The sequence below is a fragment of the Bradyrhizobium sp. AZCC 1678 genome (assembly GCF_036924765.1).
GTDB classification, from domain to species: domain Bacteria; phylum Pseudomonadota; class Alphaproteobacteria; order Rhizobiales; family Xanthobacteraceae; genus Bradyrhizobium; species Bradyrhizobium algeriense.
This window is the reverse complement of sequence record NZ_JAZHSE010000001.1, coordinates 6,390,021-6,403,058: the sequence shown is the minus strand read 5'-3', so window position 1 is coordinate 6,403,058 and position 13,038 is coordinate 6,390,021. Positions and strand designations below refer to the sequence as shown.

16 protein-coding genes and 1 pseudogene are annotated in these 13,038 nt (G+C 58.5%); 7 read left to right on the top strand and 10 right to left on the bottom strand.

Annotated features, from left to right (window positions below):
• Positions 1 to 72 precede the first annotated feature (72 nt).
• Positions 73 to 333, top strand: a complete 261-nt coding sequence (locus V1294_RS30825; protein ID WP_334356720.1) for a hypothetical protein — start codon at positions 73 to 75, stop codon at positions 331 to 333.
• Between the two features lie 1,916 nt (positions 334 to 2,249).
• On the opposite strand, the pseudogene V1294_RS30820 reads toward V1294_RS30825, so the two are convergent.
• Positions 2,250 to 2,695 (bottom strand): annotated as a pseudogene (locus tag V1294_RS30820) (NADH-quinone oxidoreductase subunit D); the annotation flags it as partial.
• 196 nt (positions 2,696 to 2,891) lie between these two features.
• On the opposite strand from V1294_RS30820, the gene V1294_RS30815 reads away from it, so the two are divergent.
• The 4 genes from V1294_RS30815 (at position 2,892) to V1294_RS30800 (ending at position 4,846) form a co-directional block, all read left to right on the top strand.
• Positions 2,892 to 3,056, top strand: a complete 165-nt coding sequence (locus V1294_RS30815; RefSeq protein WP_334478424.1) for a peptide ABC transporter permease — start codon at positions 2,892 to 2,894, stop codon at positions 3,054 to 3,056.
• A gap of 85 nt (positions 3,057 to 3,141) precedes the next feature.
• The gene (locus V1294_RS30810; RefSeq protein ID WP_334502471.1) at positions 3,142 to 3,696 is read left to right on the top strand and encodes a NuoB/complex I 20 kDa subunit family protein; all 555 of its coding nucleotides are present in this window, start codon (positions 3,142 to 3,144) and stop codon (positions 3,694 to 3,696) included.
• Positions 3,697 to 4,252: 556 nt separating this feature from the next.
• Complete coding sequence (locus tag V1294_RS30805; RefSeq protein WP_334502469.1) at positions 4,253 to 4,552, top strand: hypothetical protein; 300 nt, start codon at positions 4,253 to 4,255, stop codon at positions 4,550 to 4,552.
• Positions 4,553 to 4,564: 12 nt separating this feature from the next.
• A complete protein-coding gene (locus tag V1294_RS30800) occupies positions 4,565 to 4,846 on the top strand; it encodes a hypothetical protein (protein WP_334502466.1) in 282 nt (93 codons plus the stop codon).
• On the opposite strand, the gene V1294_RS30795 is transcribed toward V1294_RS30800, so the two are convergent.
• Together V1294_RS30795 and V1294_RS30790 are read right to left on the bottom strand one after the other, a co-directional pair.
• Positions 4,843 to 6,048: an acetate/propionate family kinase gene (locus tag V1294_RS30795; RefSeq protein WP_334502463.1), complete on the bottom strand. Its 1,206-nt coding sequence runs from the start codon at positions 6,046 to 6,048 to the stop codon at positions 4,843 to 4,845. The two genes, V1294_RS30800 and V1294_RS30795, sit on opposite strands and share 4 nt — an antisense overlap.
• A gap of 9 nt (positions 6,049 to 6,057) precedes the next feature.
• Positions 6,058 to 8,436, bottom strand: a complete 2,379-nt coding sequence (locus tag V1294_RS30790) for a phosphoketolase family protein (protein ID WP_334502461.1) — start codon at positions 8,434 to 8,436, stop codon at positions 6,058 to 6,060.
• Between the two features lie 125 nt (positions 8,437 to 8,561).
• Here V1294_RS30790 and V1294_RS30785 point away from each other — a divergent pair, with 125 nt between their 5' ends.
• Positions 8,562 to 8,699, top strand: coding sequence for a zinc-binding dehydrogenase (locus tag V1294_RS30785; RefSeq protein ID WP_334502458.1), 138 nt, complete (start codon positions 8,562 to 8,564; stop codon positions 8,697 to 8,699).
• Between the two features lie 21 nt (positions 8,700 to 8,720).
• Here the strand turns inward: V1294_RS30785 and V1294_RS30780 are convergent, their stop codons facing one another.
• From V1294_RS30780 to greA, 4 genes are all read right to left on the bottom strand, one after another.
• A complete protein-coding gene (locus V1294_RS30780; RefSeq protein ID WP_334502456.1) occupies positions 8,721 to 9,050 on the bottom strand; it encodes a hypothetical protein in 330 nt (109 codons plus the stop codon).
• Positions 9,047 to 9,322, bottom strand: coding sequence for a hypothetical protein (locus V1294_RS30775; RefSeq protein ID WP_334502454.1), 276 nt, complete (start codon positions 9,320 to 9,322; stop codon positions 9,047 to 9,049). Before V1294_RS30775 ends, V1294_RS30780 begins: the two co-directional genes overlap by 4 nt.
• The gene (locus V1294_RS30770) at positions 9,319 to 9,789 is read right to left on the bottom strand and encodes an ABC transporter substrate-binding protein (RefSeq protein WP_334502453.1); all 471 of its coding nucleotides are present in this window, start codon (positions 9,787 to 9,789) and stop codon (positions 9,319 to 9,321) included. Before V1294_RS30770 ends, V1294_RS30775 begins: the two co-directional genes overlap by 4 nt.
• Before the next feature lie 199 nt (positions 9,790 to 9,988).
• The gene (gene greA / locus V1294_RS30765) at positions 9,989 to 10,489 is read right to left on the bottom strand and encodes a transcription elongation factor GreA (protein WP_334478434.1); all 501 of its coding nucleotides are present in this window, start codon (positions 10,487 to 10,489) and stop codon (positions 9,989 to 9,991) included.
• Between the two features lie 181 nt (positions 10,490 to 10,670).
• Here greA and V1294_RS30760 point away from each other — a divergent pair, with 181 nt between their 5' ends.
• Positions 10,671 to 11,078 carry a hypothetical protein gene (locus V1294_RS30760; RefSeq protein ID WP_334478435.1) on the top strand — a complete coding sequence of 136 codons (408 nt, stop codon included), beginning with the start codon at positions 10,671 to 10,673 and terminating at the stop codon, positions 11,076 to 11,078.
• Between the two features lie 144 nt (positions 11,079 to 11,222).
• On the opposite strand, the gene V1294_RS30755 is transcribed toward V1294_RS30760, so the two are convergent.
• Genes V1294_RS30755 through V1294_RS30745 form a run of 3 tightly spaced genes read right to left on the bottom strand, consistent with a single transcriptional unit; the run spans position 11,223 to position 12,952 of the window.
• Complete coding sequence (locus V1294_RS30755; protein WP_334502452.1) at positions 11,223 to 12,002, bottom strand: succinate dehydrogenase iron-sulfur subunit; 780 nt, start codon at positions 12,000 to 12,002, stop codon at positions 11,223 to 11,225.
• A gap of 26 nt (positions 12,003 to 12,028) precedes the next feature.
• Positions 12,029 to 12,592, bottom strand: coding sequence for a uracil-DNA glycosylase (locus tag V1294_RS30750; RefSeq protein WP_334502451.1), 564 nt, complete (start codon positions 12,590 to 12,592; stop codon positions 12,029 to 12,031).
• Positions 12,593 to 12,628: 36 nt separating this feature from the next.
• Positions 12,629 to 12,952, bottom strand: a complete 324-nt coding sequence (locus V1294_RS30745) for a rhodanese-like domain-containing protein (RefSeq protein WP_334419673.1) — start codon at positions 12,950 to 12,952, stop codon at positions 12,629 to 12,631.
• Positions 12,953 to 13,038 lie beyond the last annotated feature (86 nt).

Genomic DNA, 13,038 nt, shown 5'->3' with positions numbered 1-13,038 from the left:
TGCGATGTTGCGCGGCGTATGTCAGCGCAGATTGTTCAATGAAACCGTTTAGTCAGAATGGCGGAGGTAACGATGAAGAAGCTTTCGATCGCGCTATCTGCGTTGCTGATGGCTGGGTTCATCACGGCAAGCACTGAACCGGCCGGGGCGGTAGTGTATTGCCAATATGTTGCCTATCCGGTGGGATGCGTCGCAAGGCCCGGCGTGGTGCTGCGGCCGCGGCCGGTCGCGCGAGCCGTGGTCACTCCCGGCGTCGGTGCTGCCGGAGTTGGAGTACGGCCTGGGACACCGATGAATCGCGGGGGTCCGGTTAATCGCGTCGGGAGGCGCTGAAACTGAATGGGGCGCTGCAACCCTGCGGTCCCCCCATTTTTCTATCTCAAAGAACTTCAGCCAAAGCTGGAATCGGCGCTTCGGGAGTTGCCTGGTCGAGACATCTTCCTGTTTCGGATTCGAACGGGCCTTCACCGCTTTGCGAAGTTGGATGCCGTAGCTCTGATAGCGTTGGCTCGCGAGGCGCGTTTGGGGCCGGCGGTGCACCGAAGGATTCGCCGAATCATGGATGATGTTGGGGCAGTCCGAGGCAATACGATCGATCCTGAAAGGGCAGGCGAGTTCGTGGGAATCCGTGATCGTCAGGTCCGGTATGTAGTGCAACGGGTCGTGGAATTGCTTGAACCACAGCTGAGGTAAGGGCGGCGTCTCTTGAGGCGAGCACAAGTTCGACGGATAATTTTCCGGAACGAGATTGTTTTGTAGGGCTTCCACTATCGGTCTTAGCCATCGTGGTTGGTCTGAGAACTCGAAGGTGATGGCCCGACGTGCACAGATCGTCAAAATCGCTCCACGAGAGCTTGATGAGACCTTGGTCCTAACAAGATCGGAACTGCGTTCAAACGGGGGTTAGAGCCCCGAAGAACATAGACGCGCCTGCAAAACTCGCAACGCAGGATTCTATAAATATGACGCTGACCAGCCCGAGGTCAAAGGCAGCTGGCTCAATCGAGTCGATCGATATGATAGAGTGTGGCCCGGGCGTGCCGAGGGCAAGAACATAGCGTCGCTGCCGCAGCAACGCGGCTTGGTTTGATGGCGATTCTTTGTCTGGCCGGTCAAGCTTCGGAGGGCAAAGCCAAGCCGTCCAGGTGACATCCTAATTCGAAATGGCGCATCCCGCCTACCAATCGACAGTCGCGGGGAACTGGCAGAGATTTTAGGTCTTCGTCTTTCGAGCTGGGGTGGCCATTCTAAAGCGCCTTGAAAAATAGAAGCGCTTCTTACTCGAACAATTCCGTAAGGCGTTGGATTTGGGCCTGCTTGCGTAACTGCGCTGCTTCCTGTGCAAGGCGTTCTTCAAGGGAGGTAATTTGTCTGAAACGGCGACGCTTTCGCATGCGCTGCTCCATCCATTCGAGGATTGGCGGGAGCGCGACCCGGCGTTCTCATCACCGATAGCGGCCATTGGGACAATGCGATAACAATGTATTAATCGCCCAGTTTCGGTTCAAGAAGGGCTGCGTTGCAAACAAGGCAACGTTACAAACAAGGACCGGCGGGACCCGGAGAGGGTTCCAGATCCCTGGCAGTCGGAACAGAATCCATCCCTTTTGGGATTAGGATTCTCGGCGAGCTATTCGAAGCAGAACACGGCGCGCTCAACGTACGTTGAAGTTCGTCAGTCACGTTCTTGTTCGAGGAACGGTAGCGCTGAACTTTGCAGAGGCAACTGGTCGCACAGGGCGGAACCGAACCCGGTTCTAACGCCTTGTTTGGAATGAGCGATCCAAGCAGGAGAGCCTATGAAGATCACAGCGCATTCCGAGAGCCATATTGTCGAGTTGGATGACGGCACGAAGTGGCAAATCTTCCCCGGTGATCTCGACGTCACCCTACACTGGAAGCCTGAGACCGATGTCAAACTTGTGCGCATTGACGATGACATCAGCCTTCAAGCCTTGATCAGCGAGGGTGATAACGGCCGTGTGCGCGTCCGGCCAGTGGGGCAAAGTTGGCCCCGAAGCGTCCAAGTCGCAATCGGAAAGACAAAGCGCGGTCAACGCAGGACCGGCAGAGGCTAATGTCCAAGAAGCGCACCTCGATGACGGTGAAGACCCAACCCACGGAGTGGCGAAATACGCCAGCACCTATGGGACAGGCGCCGTCGAAGAGATCGAAGCCTGCGCGAGCGGCGCGGCCTGCTTCTTCTCAGGCTGAGGCGGAAGCCGCAAGATAAAGCTCGCTCAAAAAACAGCGCCGGAGGCCCGCTCATAGAACACCATCAGCTTTTCCCGCTCTTCAAAGCCCCATAGCGGCGGCGTCAGGGCACCAACGTCCATCGCCTGGGTGGTAATGTTGAGCAGATGCGACAGCAGGCGCCCGATCTCGCAATAGAGCACCCGGATGTGCTGGCCGCGCCGGGGGACCGTGATCCCAAGCAGCTTTTCCGCCGCGAGGCAGAACGCATGCTCCTGGTTCATCGGTGCGACATAGTCGAGCCGGTCGAAGTAGGGCAACGCCTGCAGGTAGGTCTTGTGCTCGATCAACTTTTCGGTGCCGCGATGGAGCAGGCCGATATGGGGGTCGACACGCTCGACCACCTCACCGTCAAGTTCCAGCACAAGGCGCAACACCCGTGCGCTGCCGGGTGTTGCGGTCCAAAATTGATCGTGAAATTGCGGGGCGCAGCGTCGGCCATGCGGGCCTCGTTTCGTTTGCTGGAGCCGCTGGTGAAATGTCCGGTACCATTACCGGTTCCACAGGTGTGCCGGCCGGCGAGATTTGAGCCAGCCGGCCAGGAACCTTTCGTCTGGCTTTGGTTTGGCCCCCGAGAGGCGAGAGCGGCGTGCATTTTCGAGAACAATCAGATGCATGGAAACCGAGTCGATCCAGCAATGACCGAACGGAACGAACGCCCGACAGCGCCTTATCCGGCCGAGAAGGCCAGAGGAGGCGAGATCATTCTCCGCACTCCGCTGCGCCGCGCGATCTTCATCGCAGGGTTGGCGGGAGCCGTGGTGTTGGCGCTGCTTCTCGCCTTTGCCCGATTTGCTCATTGAACCGTGCATCGCATCGGCAGTGCCGGGCCAGCAGGAGATCTGCATGGGCAATAGTCAACTCACAGTGCAAGGCGGACATCCAGTCATGACGATGACTGCGCCAGTCGGGACCATCCATCCCTATGCCGACCCGCAAATTGGCGCGGACGATCATTTCTTTCGCGAGGTGAACCACGAGCTGTCGGACCGGGGTTTTCTGGTCACATCCGCAGACAACTTGGTCACCTGGGCGCGCAGCGGCTCGCTGATGTGGATGACTTTCGGTCTCGCCTGCTGCGCGATTGAAATGATGCAGGTGGCGATGCCGCGCTACGACGTCGAACGCTTCGGCTTTGCCCCGCGTGCCTCGCCGCGCCAGTCCGACGTGATGATTGTTGCCGGCACATTGTGCAACAAAATGGCGCCAGCATTACGCAAGGTGTATGATCAGATGCCGGAGCCGCGCTATGTGATCTCGATGGGATCCTGCGCCAATGGCGGCGGCTACTATCACTACTCGTATTCGGTGGTGCGCGGTTGCGATCGGATCGTCCCAGTCGACATCTATGTACCGGGCTGTCCACCCACGGCCGAGGCGCTGTTGTACGGCATTATGCTCCTGCAAAAGAAGATTCGGCGGACGGGCACGATCGAGCGGTGAGAAGGCTGTCCAGGTTCTAGGATGATCGATCTTGGCAGTATCCGCTGGTGGAGCTGAACCATTTGCAGACTTCCGTATGCATCTGCGAGATATCTGCGAAGGCGGACATCATGGCTACAAGGTCTTTTAGGTCACGATGAACGGCGAGGCGCATACCTTTGATAGCTTCGAATACGCCATTCATGCGCTCGCACCGACCTGCGATCATTGCGGAATCCGCATCGTCGGGCACGGCTTGGAGAAGGCAGGGACTTTTTTCTGTTGCGAGCATTGCACCCAAGGCGGGGGCGTTAAAGGTCTACGTGATCGAATCTAGCCCCGGCAATTGATGCGGGCTAGATTCTCGGCATGATCCGAATTATTCCCTCGACCGCACGCCGCGCGGCGCGAAGCGGCCACCCTGCATCTCCAGTTCCACATTACGGCGCCTGTCGCTGCAACCGTGCGCGGGTTTGGGAGTTCCGTGAAATACCACCGCAAGTGACGACACGGAATGGATTACGTGTGACCGGAACCGGTTCGGCTATTGCGGCTTTCCAAGAGATGGAGCGGAGCCATGGCAACTTCGCGCGCGCCTCGACACGAAACTTTGGAACGTGGGGACATCTTCTTCCTCTACCGACCTGCGGTCGGAGAGGAGAATCCGACAAGCCTGGTCGACGTGCAGCGGTTCTTCATTGTGCTCAAGCCACAGGGAGAAACTCGCTTTCGCCTGCTTATCGTCGGCCGCAAGCGCTTGCCCAAGGCAGCCGAGCATGAGCGGTTCTGGGGTTTCGTTCACCATGTGACCGATTCGGCCGACGCGGTGGAGCGCCGCTTGCGGGAAAGCGAATACCAGACACAAACGAGGGGATGACGCCACGCGCCCGTGGTCCGCCCAGCCGGCGAAGGCGTCTATGCGATTACGCTATTGAACGGTCAACTGCACGTCGCTTACGCGCTGGAACTGCCGAAGCACCCATCCGAGGTGCAACGCGCTTTCAATTTCGCGCCGGAAGCGGGCTTCGCATTGTCGATCAAGAATCCTGAGGCCGGCGCGCCGCCAGGCGCAGGCCTGAGTGAAGAGGAGAAGCCCGAGTATCCTGAGAAGCTGCAGGAGGAATTTCGCGACCGCCGGTTCGAACTTGAAGATCTGAGGATGCTCGATTAGGCCGGGCTTTTCGCAATCCGGTTGGGATCCTCTAAATTTGCGCGATCGATTATGTCTCGGGTTTGCATAGCGATCACGGACTCTTCATCGGTCGGTATCACGCGGACCGCGAAGCGGCTTTCCCGTGTGGAGATAGAATTGTGCCCGCGCATGTTCGCCTCATCGTCGATTCTGAGGCCCAGCCAATTCAGCCGCGCGCAGATTTGCTTCCGGATCTCCGGGCTGTTTTCTCCGATTCCGCCTGTAAACACCAGCAGATCAACTCCGCTCATGCATGTTGCCATAGCCGCGATTTGTTCGGCCACACAGGCGCAGAACTGATCGATAGCTTCCTTTGCTTTCAGATCGTCGCTCGCGAGCAGGATCCTCATGTCGGACGATATTCCAGAGAGCCCGATCAAGCCCGACCTGTGGTAAAGGAGTTCTTCGATTTCTGACGCTGACATGTTTTTCGTTTGTTGAAGGTAAAGGACAAGTCCCGGATCGATGGCGCCGCTGCGGGTGGCCATCATCAACCCGTCGAGGGGCGTCAGGCTCATCGTGGTATTGACGCTCTTTCCGTTGCGGATAGCACAGAGGCTGGAGCCGCTGCCTAAATGCGCGACGACGACGCGCGCCTCAACCGAATCGAGGCTCCGCGCGATATATTCGAACGAAAGACCGTGGAATCCGTAGCGGCGAATGCCGTCCGCTTCAAATTCGGCAGGCAACGGAAATCGGCGGTAAGTCGGCGGAAGATCGTGGTGGAATGCCGTGTCAAAGCAGGCAACCTGCAACAGCCTTGGTCGGACGGAGATCAGGCTGCGAATGGGATCAAGACATCCGGGCTGATGAAGCGGGGCTAATGGCGTGAGCGCGTCGAGCGCCTGCAAGACCGCGGAATCAACCAACACAGGAGCAGAGAAGGTCGGCCCGCCGTGAACGACTCGGTGACCGACTGCTGCCAATTCAGCGTCGCCGAGCAGTGGTTCGATGCGTCCAAGTAACAATGTTGTCAAGGCCGAACTCGAATCGACGGATTCGGACGTGTGCTCTTGCAGAACTGTGCTGGCAGCATCCTTGACGATCAATTTGGCTTCCCTGGCGTGCCGATCCAGGCTGCCCTTGCACGCGAGGGTCAGTTCGGAGCCGGTACCAACTCTGTAAGCAGCAAATTTAATGCTGGATGAACCGGCATTGAGCGCCAGTATCGCTTGCGGCATCGAGTAATCCTAGTCGATCGTTTCTTTGCTCCGCCAGTGCCAGCCTTGAATTTCGGCCATGTCCTCACCGTGTTCGCGGACATATCGGTGATGCTCGGTGAGCCTCGAGTGGAACGCCTGCTTGGCCGACGCGCCTTTTGAGACAAGGCCGGGGACGCGATCGATCGCTTCGATCGCCAGGTGGAATCGATCAAGCTCGTTGAGAACCACCATGTCGAACGGGGTCGTCGTCGTGCCCTTCTCGCGGAAGCCGCGAACATGGATATTGTCATGGTTGGCGCGGTTGTAGGTGAGACGATGGATCATGTAGGGATAGCCGTGGTAGGCGAAGATCACCGGCCTGTTGCGGGTGAAGAGTCTATCGAATTCTTTATCGGAAAGGCCATGAGGATGCTGCTCACGTGGTTGCAGCGCCATCAGATCGACCACGTTGACGACGCGGACTTTCATGTCTGGAAATGCATCGCGCAGCAGTGAGACGGCGGCCAGCGTTTCCAACGTCGGGATATCGCCGGCGCATGCCATTACCACGTCGGGTTCGTCTGTTTCTTCTGTCCCCGCCCAGCTCCAAATGCCGATGCCGGCAGCACAGTGCGCTTCGGCTTCCGCCATCGACAGCCATTGCGGCGCCGGTTGCTTTCCAGCCACGATGACGTTGATGCGGTCATAGGTCCGCAGGCAGTGGTCGGTCACACATAGAAGGGAGTTAGCATCGGGCGGAAGATAGATGCGAACGATATCCGCATCCTTGTTAGCCACTAGGTCGACGAAACCAGGGTCCTGATGACTGAAGCCATTGTGATCTTGCCGCCATACATGTGAACTGAGCAAATAATTCAAGGAAGCGATCGGCTGCCGCCATGGCAACGTGCGCGACACTTCGAGCCATTTCGCATGTTGATTGAACATGGAATCGACAATGTGAACGAACGCTTCGTAGCAATTGAATAACCCATGTCGACCAGTGAGGAGGTAACCTTCGAGCCATCCCTGACAAAGGTGCTCGCTCAGCACCTCCATGACCCGGCCATCCCGGCCGAGATGGACATCGTAGGGTTCGATATCTTCCATCCACACCCGCTCGGTCGCCTCGAATACCGCATCGAGCCGGTTTGACGAGGTCTCGTCGGGTCCCATAAGCCGGAATGTTCTGGCTTCGGCGTTGAGCTCGATCACGTCGCGGAGATAATTGCCCATGACTCGCGTGGCCTCTTCGGGCCCGGCGCCCGGGGAGGGTACCTCGATGGCGTGTTGACGATAATCCGGTAATTCGAGCTTTCGTTTTAATGTCCCGCCATTAGCGTGCGGATTTGCGCTCATGCGATGGCTGCCGGTCGGAGCCAAAGCCTGCAACTCGCCAACGAGCCGTCCGCTCTCATCGAACAGCGTATCCGGCTGATAGCTCCGCATCCAATTCTCCAGAATGTCTAGATGCGTCGGATTGGTTCGTACGCCGTCGACCGGCACCTGGTGGGCGCGCCAAAAACCCTCAACCTTCTTGCCATCGACGTCTTTCGGGCCGGTCCACCCCTTAGGACTACGCAACACGATCATTGGCCAGCGCGGGCGCTGCCGTCTGCCCCCATTCCTTGCACTGATTTGAATTTCCCGGATCCGATCAAACGCCTCATCAAGCGTTTGTGCCATCTTCTGGTGCATTTCGCTCGGTTCGCTTCCCTCCACGAACAGCAGATCATGACCGTATCCGCTCAACAGCTGATCCAGTTCGTCGGTTGGCAGGCGTGCGAGGATCGTCGGGTTGGCGATTTTGTAGCCGTTGAGATGCAGGATCGGCAGGACAGCCCCGTCTCGAGCGGGATTGAGAAACTTGTTGGAGTGCCATGATGCGGCGAGCGGACCGGTTTCGGCTTCGCCGTCCCCGATCACACAGGCGACCACGAGATCCGGATTGTCGAAGGCGGCGCCGTAAGCGTGTACGAGCGCGTAGCCCAACTCACCTCCTTCATGAATAGAACCGGGGGTCTCCGGTGCGGCATGGCTTGGAATTCCACCAGGAAAGGAAAACTGCCGGAAGAGCTTTCGCAGGCCGTCGATATCTTGCGTAATGTCAGGGTAGATTTCGCTGTAGGTGCCTTCGAGATAGGTGTTGGCAACCATGCCCGGTCCGCCGTGCCCGGGACCGCATATATAGATCATGTCGAGATTGCGGGCGCGTATGACGCGATTCAAATGGGCATAGATGAAGTTCAGCCCCGGTGTCGTGCCCCAGTGCCCGAGCAAACGGGGTTTGATATGCGTAGGTTGCAGACGCTCGCGAAGTAGAGGATTGTCGAGCAGATAGATCTGCCCGACGGACAGATAGTTCGCCGCGCGCCAGTAGCGATCAAGTTGCCCGAGTTCGCTGGTTGTATTCGCGGGTTGATGCACCGTCCAATCCCTTAGGTGCTACTTCAAACCTGAAGATCACGTTGCTTCAATCGAATGTGAGGCCGTAGGTTCCGCTCATAAGGAAGTGTAGCGGGGTCGTCTGCGGCTCAGGGTGACTTGATCCGATGCGCGAGTTCCCCGAAAGAATAGCGAGGGTGAAGCCGCACCGTCAGAAGACCGTTTCGCTGGATGCCGCTGCCGAGGCGCTCGCCTCGGCCGAACAGGGGCATTTGGTCGGCAAGGTCGTGCTGACGGTCGGATGACCGGGCGCCGGTGCACCAGCTTCAGATCGATGCAACTTGATGGAAGTGTCCACCCCTCACGATGTGCAGTGCAGTCACGGCCGCCATATTGTCGCCTCTTGAGTCCCACCGTACCGGCATAGGGTAGGCGATCCCGATTCGATTGATACCTCTCAGGCACTCCAGCACGCCGGCTCGAACCAACGCGCCGCGGCTCGCAGCCGCGCAGATAGCTTCAACGACCGTCATCGTGGCATCGAAAGAATTGACCGCATAGTTCGTGATCGGACCGAATTGACGTTCGTATCGCATGGCGAAGTCACTCGATCCGGCCACCGTTCCGATCTCCGGACAAGCCGACAGCACAATCACGCCTTCGCCTTCCGTCGCCGAACGGCCGGCACAAGGAAATTTCCGACATCCCAGCATCCGTCGCCGGCCGCAAACAGCTGCATGTAGCGCTGGGTCCGCATTTCCTTGAGCAGAGGCGCTCCCTCAAATGTGCCGCCATAGAATACAAGGTCGGTATCTCCGGAAAATCCGTTCACTAATGCGACAAAGTCTTCACAGCCCTCGCTAACTTGATGATGGTTGATAACGGTTCCGCCCACCGCTTTCCACGCAGTAACGAATTGCGCGCTCATGCTGGAGCCGTTTGCGTCTCGACGACGATCGCGCTCGCTTTTTGCCGTTCGTCGCGCAGGTACCGGGTGATCGCCGCTGCTGTGACGTTGTCCCGGTTAGTGAAGCGGAAGACGTTGGTCCATCCTGATTCGGTCAGTTTTGGGTTTGAAACGATCGGCGCAACGAGTGGCAGGCTACGTTCCAGATAAATAGGCGCGGTCGCCAGCGTCACGTTGCTGTTATAATGCCCTATGATCGCGAGAACGGCATCGTCATCCGCAAAGCGGTGGGCGATCGTTCGGCCTTCCTCTGGATCACCGGCATCATCCAGCACCCATGCCCCGAGGCGGATTCCAGCGGCGTTGCAAGTCTCGTTCGCCTCAACAACAGCGATTCCGGCCGCCTGCATCATCTCGCGACCAAGTGGGGCTCCTCGTCCCGAAAGAGGCGCACCGATGCCAATCTTGCACAGTCGGGACGTTTGCATTGCCGATCCTCTAATCAAGGGAACAAGCAGACATCGAGCTTGGCGAAAAGCTTCAAAACACGAGGCGACGGTAAGGACTAGCGCAGGACAGGCGCGGGTTTACGTCGATGAGCCGCAATGAACATCCGTGTCGAGGTCGCGAGCGGGAACTGAACCGATCAGTTTGATGCTGGGCCGCACCCGGTCCAATGGCTGGGCCTCAACGCCATTCCACTTTGCGGATCTTAAAGGCTCTGGCGCCTCCAGGCGTCAGGACCTCAATGCTCATGCCTTTGGTCTTTCCGATTAATGCGCGGGCAAGCGGCGAAAAAATCGAAATCTTGCGCTTCTTTGCGTCCGCCTCGGGCTCACCAACGATCTGCCAAACCCGCTTCTCGTCGGTATCCTCGTCGATGACGGTCACTGTGGCGCCGAATTTGACGGTGTCGCCGGAGAGCTTCGATATGTCGATTACTTCGGCGCGGGCAAGCTTGTCCTGAAGTTCTGCGATGCGTGCCTCGTTGCCTTCCTGCTCGAATTTGGCGGCTTGGTACTCCGCATTCTCGGGCAGGTTGGGATCATCCGCGAGTGCATCCTTGATGCGTTCGTTGATGCGCGGGCGATCGACCTGGACGCGGCGCCTCAGTTCGTCTTGCAGACCGGCGTAACCCTCGGCTGTCGTGGGCAGCTTCTGAATCGGTGTTTCGATATCGTCATTCATTGGGCCTGTGCCTAGGTCCGAGGTGGGACGTGCATGCGCACGTTCCCCGCCACGCCCTTCGGATGGATCCCCTTGGCGCTACGGAGCAGGGGAACAGCAGCGGATCAGCGCTTGCCTCCCCCAACTGTCGCAGGAATACAATGTTCCGCGTTTGCAGGGCTATCTTAGGTCGGAACCAGTATTGTTGACGCCGCTGCCGCCGGCTCGACGGTCATGGCCCCGCCAGCGCCTCAGTGGCTTCGGGCGAACTCCTGCTTTCGTCCGTTTTGCCGAACTTCGAGTTCGCCGGCAGTTGCAGGACGGTCGCGCGCTGACCCTCGCTGAGCTTTGTCACGAGAACTATCCTGCCGTTGGCAAGCTCCAGCGCGTCATGATGCATGCGCGGTTGGCGGACATCGATTCGTCGAAACCGGGCAAGTCGTTCGCCTTGCATGCCAAACCGGAAGCTCGGCAGGAGGCGAGCGAAGGCGTGGGCGGTCTCGATTTCGCGCTCGAAAACGAGTTCGGTGCCTGGGAGAAGGCAGACTGCCACTCCCGGCTCGCCCGCCGCCGTGAAGCCGCGCGTTTCGGTTCCGGGGAAACTGGTTGAAATTAATAGGTCGCCTGCCTTGGCCGCCCGCGACCTGACAGCGTGAAGACTATAATCGCACATCGGGCATTCTCCCCTAGAGGCGAATAAACGTCTGCGGCGAAAAATAGTTTCGCAATCTGCGGAAACGGACATGCAATGCGGTCACACTTGTCGCTCGACGAGCATCTTTTTGATCTCCGCGATGGCCTTGGCGGGGTTGAGATCTTTCGGGCAGACCTTGGCGCAATTCATGATGGTGTGGCAGCGGTAGAGGCGGAACGGGTCCTCAAGATTATCGAGCCGCTCGCCGCTTCCCTCGTCGCGGCTGTCCATGATCCAGCGGTGCGCTTGCAGCAGGGCTGCTGGCCCGAGGAAGCGCTCGCTGGTCCACCAATAGCTGGGACACCCGGTACTGCAGCAAGCGCAGAGAATGCATTCGTAGAGGCCGTCGAGCTTGGCGCGGTCGCTGGGCGATTGTTTCCATTCTTTTTCCGGCGTCGGCGTGACTGTCTTGAGCCACGGCTCAATCGAAGCGTACTGGGCGTAGAAATTGCCAAGATCGGGAACGAGATCCTTGATTACCGGAAGATGCGGCAGCGGATAGACCCGGACCACGCCCTTGATTGCATCCGTCGCCATGGTGCAGGCGAGCGTATTGGTGCCGTCGATGTTCATCGAGCACGAGCCGCAGATTCCCTCGCCGCAGGAGCGGCGGAAGGTGAGGGTCGGATCGATGACGTTCTTGATCCAGATCAGCGCGTCGAGCACCATCGGCCCGCAATCGTCGAGATCGACGAAGTAGGTGTCCATGCGTGGGTTCTTCCCATCGTCGGGATTCCAACGATAGACGCGGTACTCGCGTGGATCCCGTGCGCCCGCCGGCCGAGCCCACGTCTTACCTGCGCCGATCTTCGAGTTATTGGGAAGTGTGAATTGGACCATCAGCGCCTCGTCGAGAGCTTCAAGCGCTACTTGAATCTAGACAACCCCGATTCTTTCCAGGCTCGCCGTAAGTCGGCGACCGTCTGACGCCAAGCGTCGCCGTTTCTCCCGCCGAAGCGGCGGACGTAGGCCGGGTGGAAAGTGATCTGCAGCGGATGGCCTTCAAATTGGCGCTTTGCCTTGCGGGCCGTTTGAATCGACTGCGACTCGCCGAATAGGCGGGCCGCCGTGCTGCCAAGGGCAACGATCACGCTCGGCTTGGAACGTCGGATGTCAGTTAGCACCGCTGCACCATAGCACTGGATTTCATCAGTCGTTGGGCTGCGATTGCGTGGCTTGCGGTCTTCGGAATGTTCGATGGGCCGAAATGGAATGACATTTGCCAAACGGAGCTGGCCAGGGTCGATCCCACTCTCCTCCAACATCTTGCGCAATGCGTTACCGGCCGGCCCGACGAAAGGCCTGCCCTGCGCGGCTTCCTCGCCGCCTGGCGCTTCACCAACCAAGTATAGCCGCGGTCGCCGGAACAGACCTTCAGGCGCGACACGACGGTGATCGAGAAGTTTGTTTGCGGCACTTGTCTTGGCCATCGGTTCCGGCACTCGCCAAGCCAAAAGGTACCTTGCTCAGCCGGCTTCGGTTCGCAGGCTCGCTTTCTGCCAGTCGGCTTTGCCGGCCTTGTAGTCGAATACTTTGGTGTAACCCAGCCGATCCAAATGTTCAGCAGCCTGAGGCGACAGCTGACACTCGCCATCAGCGCAATAGACAACCACCGGGACATTCTTGTCGGGAATTGCATTCTGGATGTGCTCGTCGAATGCTTCATCGAAGGGAACGTTGATTGCTCCGGGCAGATGCCCTTTTCGAAAATTCGGCTCCGGAAGCACTTCGACGATGCTGGCATGTCGCCGCATCAGCGACCGTACCTGCTCACGAGAAATTTCCTGCATCGTTGCTCTCCTGGCACGCTCTTTTACGGGCAACTCGTCGCCAATAGAACGGTTCCGTCGTCGTTTGGAACTTCGCCTTCAACATA

What these genes read in the sequence shown, in the direction of transcription:
- V1294_RS30825 (WP_334356720.1), top strand. Translation starts at nt 73, where the DNA reads ATGAAGAAGCTTTCGATCGCGCTATCTGCGTTGCTGATGGCTGGGTTC.
- V1294_RS30815 (WP_334478424.1), top strand. Translation starts at nt 2,892, where the DNA reads ATGACCGAACGGAACGAACGCCCGACAGCGCCTTATCCGGCCGAGAAG.
- V1294_RS30810 (WP_334502471.1), top strand. Translation starts at nt 3,142, where the DNA reads ATGACGATGACTGCGCCAGTCGGGACCATCCATCCCTATGCCGACCCG.
- V1294_RS30805 (WP_334502469.1), top strand. Translation starts at nt 4,253, where the DNA reads ATGGCAACTTCGCGCGCGCCTCGACACGAAACTTTGGAACGTGGGGAC.
- V1294_RS30795 (WP_334502463.1), bottom strand. Translation starts at nt 6,048, where the DNA reads ATGCCGCAAGCGATACTGGCGCTCAATGCCGGTTCATCCAGCATTAAA.
- V1294_RS30785 (WP_334502458.1), top strand. Translation starts at nt 8,562, where the DNA reads ATGCGCGAGTTCCCCGAAAGAATAGCGAGGGTGAAGCCGCACCGTCAG.
- V1294_RS30775 (WP_334502454.1), bottom strand. Translation starts at nt 9,322, where the DNA reads ATGAGCGCGCAATTCGTTACTGCGTGGAAAGCGGTGGGCGGAACCGTT.
- V1294_RS30770 (WP_334502453.1), bottom strand. Translation starts at nt 9,789, where the DNA reads ATGCAAACGTCCCGACTGTGCAAGATTGGCATCGGTGCGCCTCTTTCG.
- greA (WP_334478434.1), bottom strand. Translation starts at nt 10,489, where the DNA reads ATGAATGACGATATCGAAACACCGATTCAGAAGCTGCCCACGACAGCC.
- V1294_RS30755 (WP_334502452.1), bottom strand. Translation starts at nt 12,002, where the DNA reads ATGGTCCAATTCACACTTCCCAATAACTCGAAGATCGGCGCAGGTAAG.
- V1294_RS30750 (WP_334502451.1), bottom strand. Translation starts at nt 12,592, where the DNA reads ATGGCCAAGACAAGTGCCGCAAACAAACTTCTCGATCACCGTCGTGTC.
- V1294_RS30745 (WP_334419673.1), bottom strand. Translation starts at nt 12,952, where the DNA reads ATGCAGGAAATTTCTCGTGAGCAGGTACGGTCGCTGATGCGGCGACAT.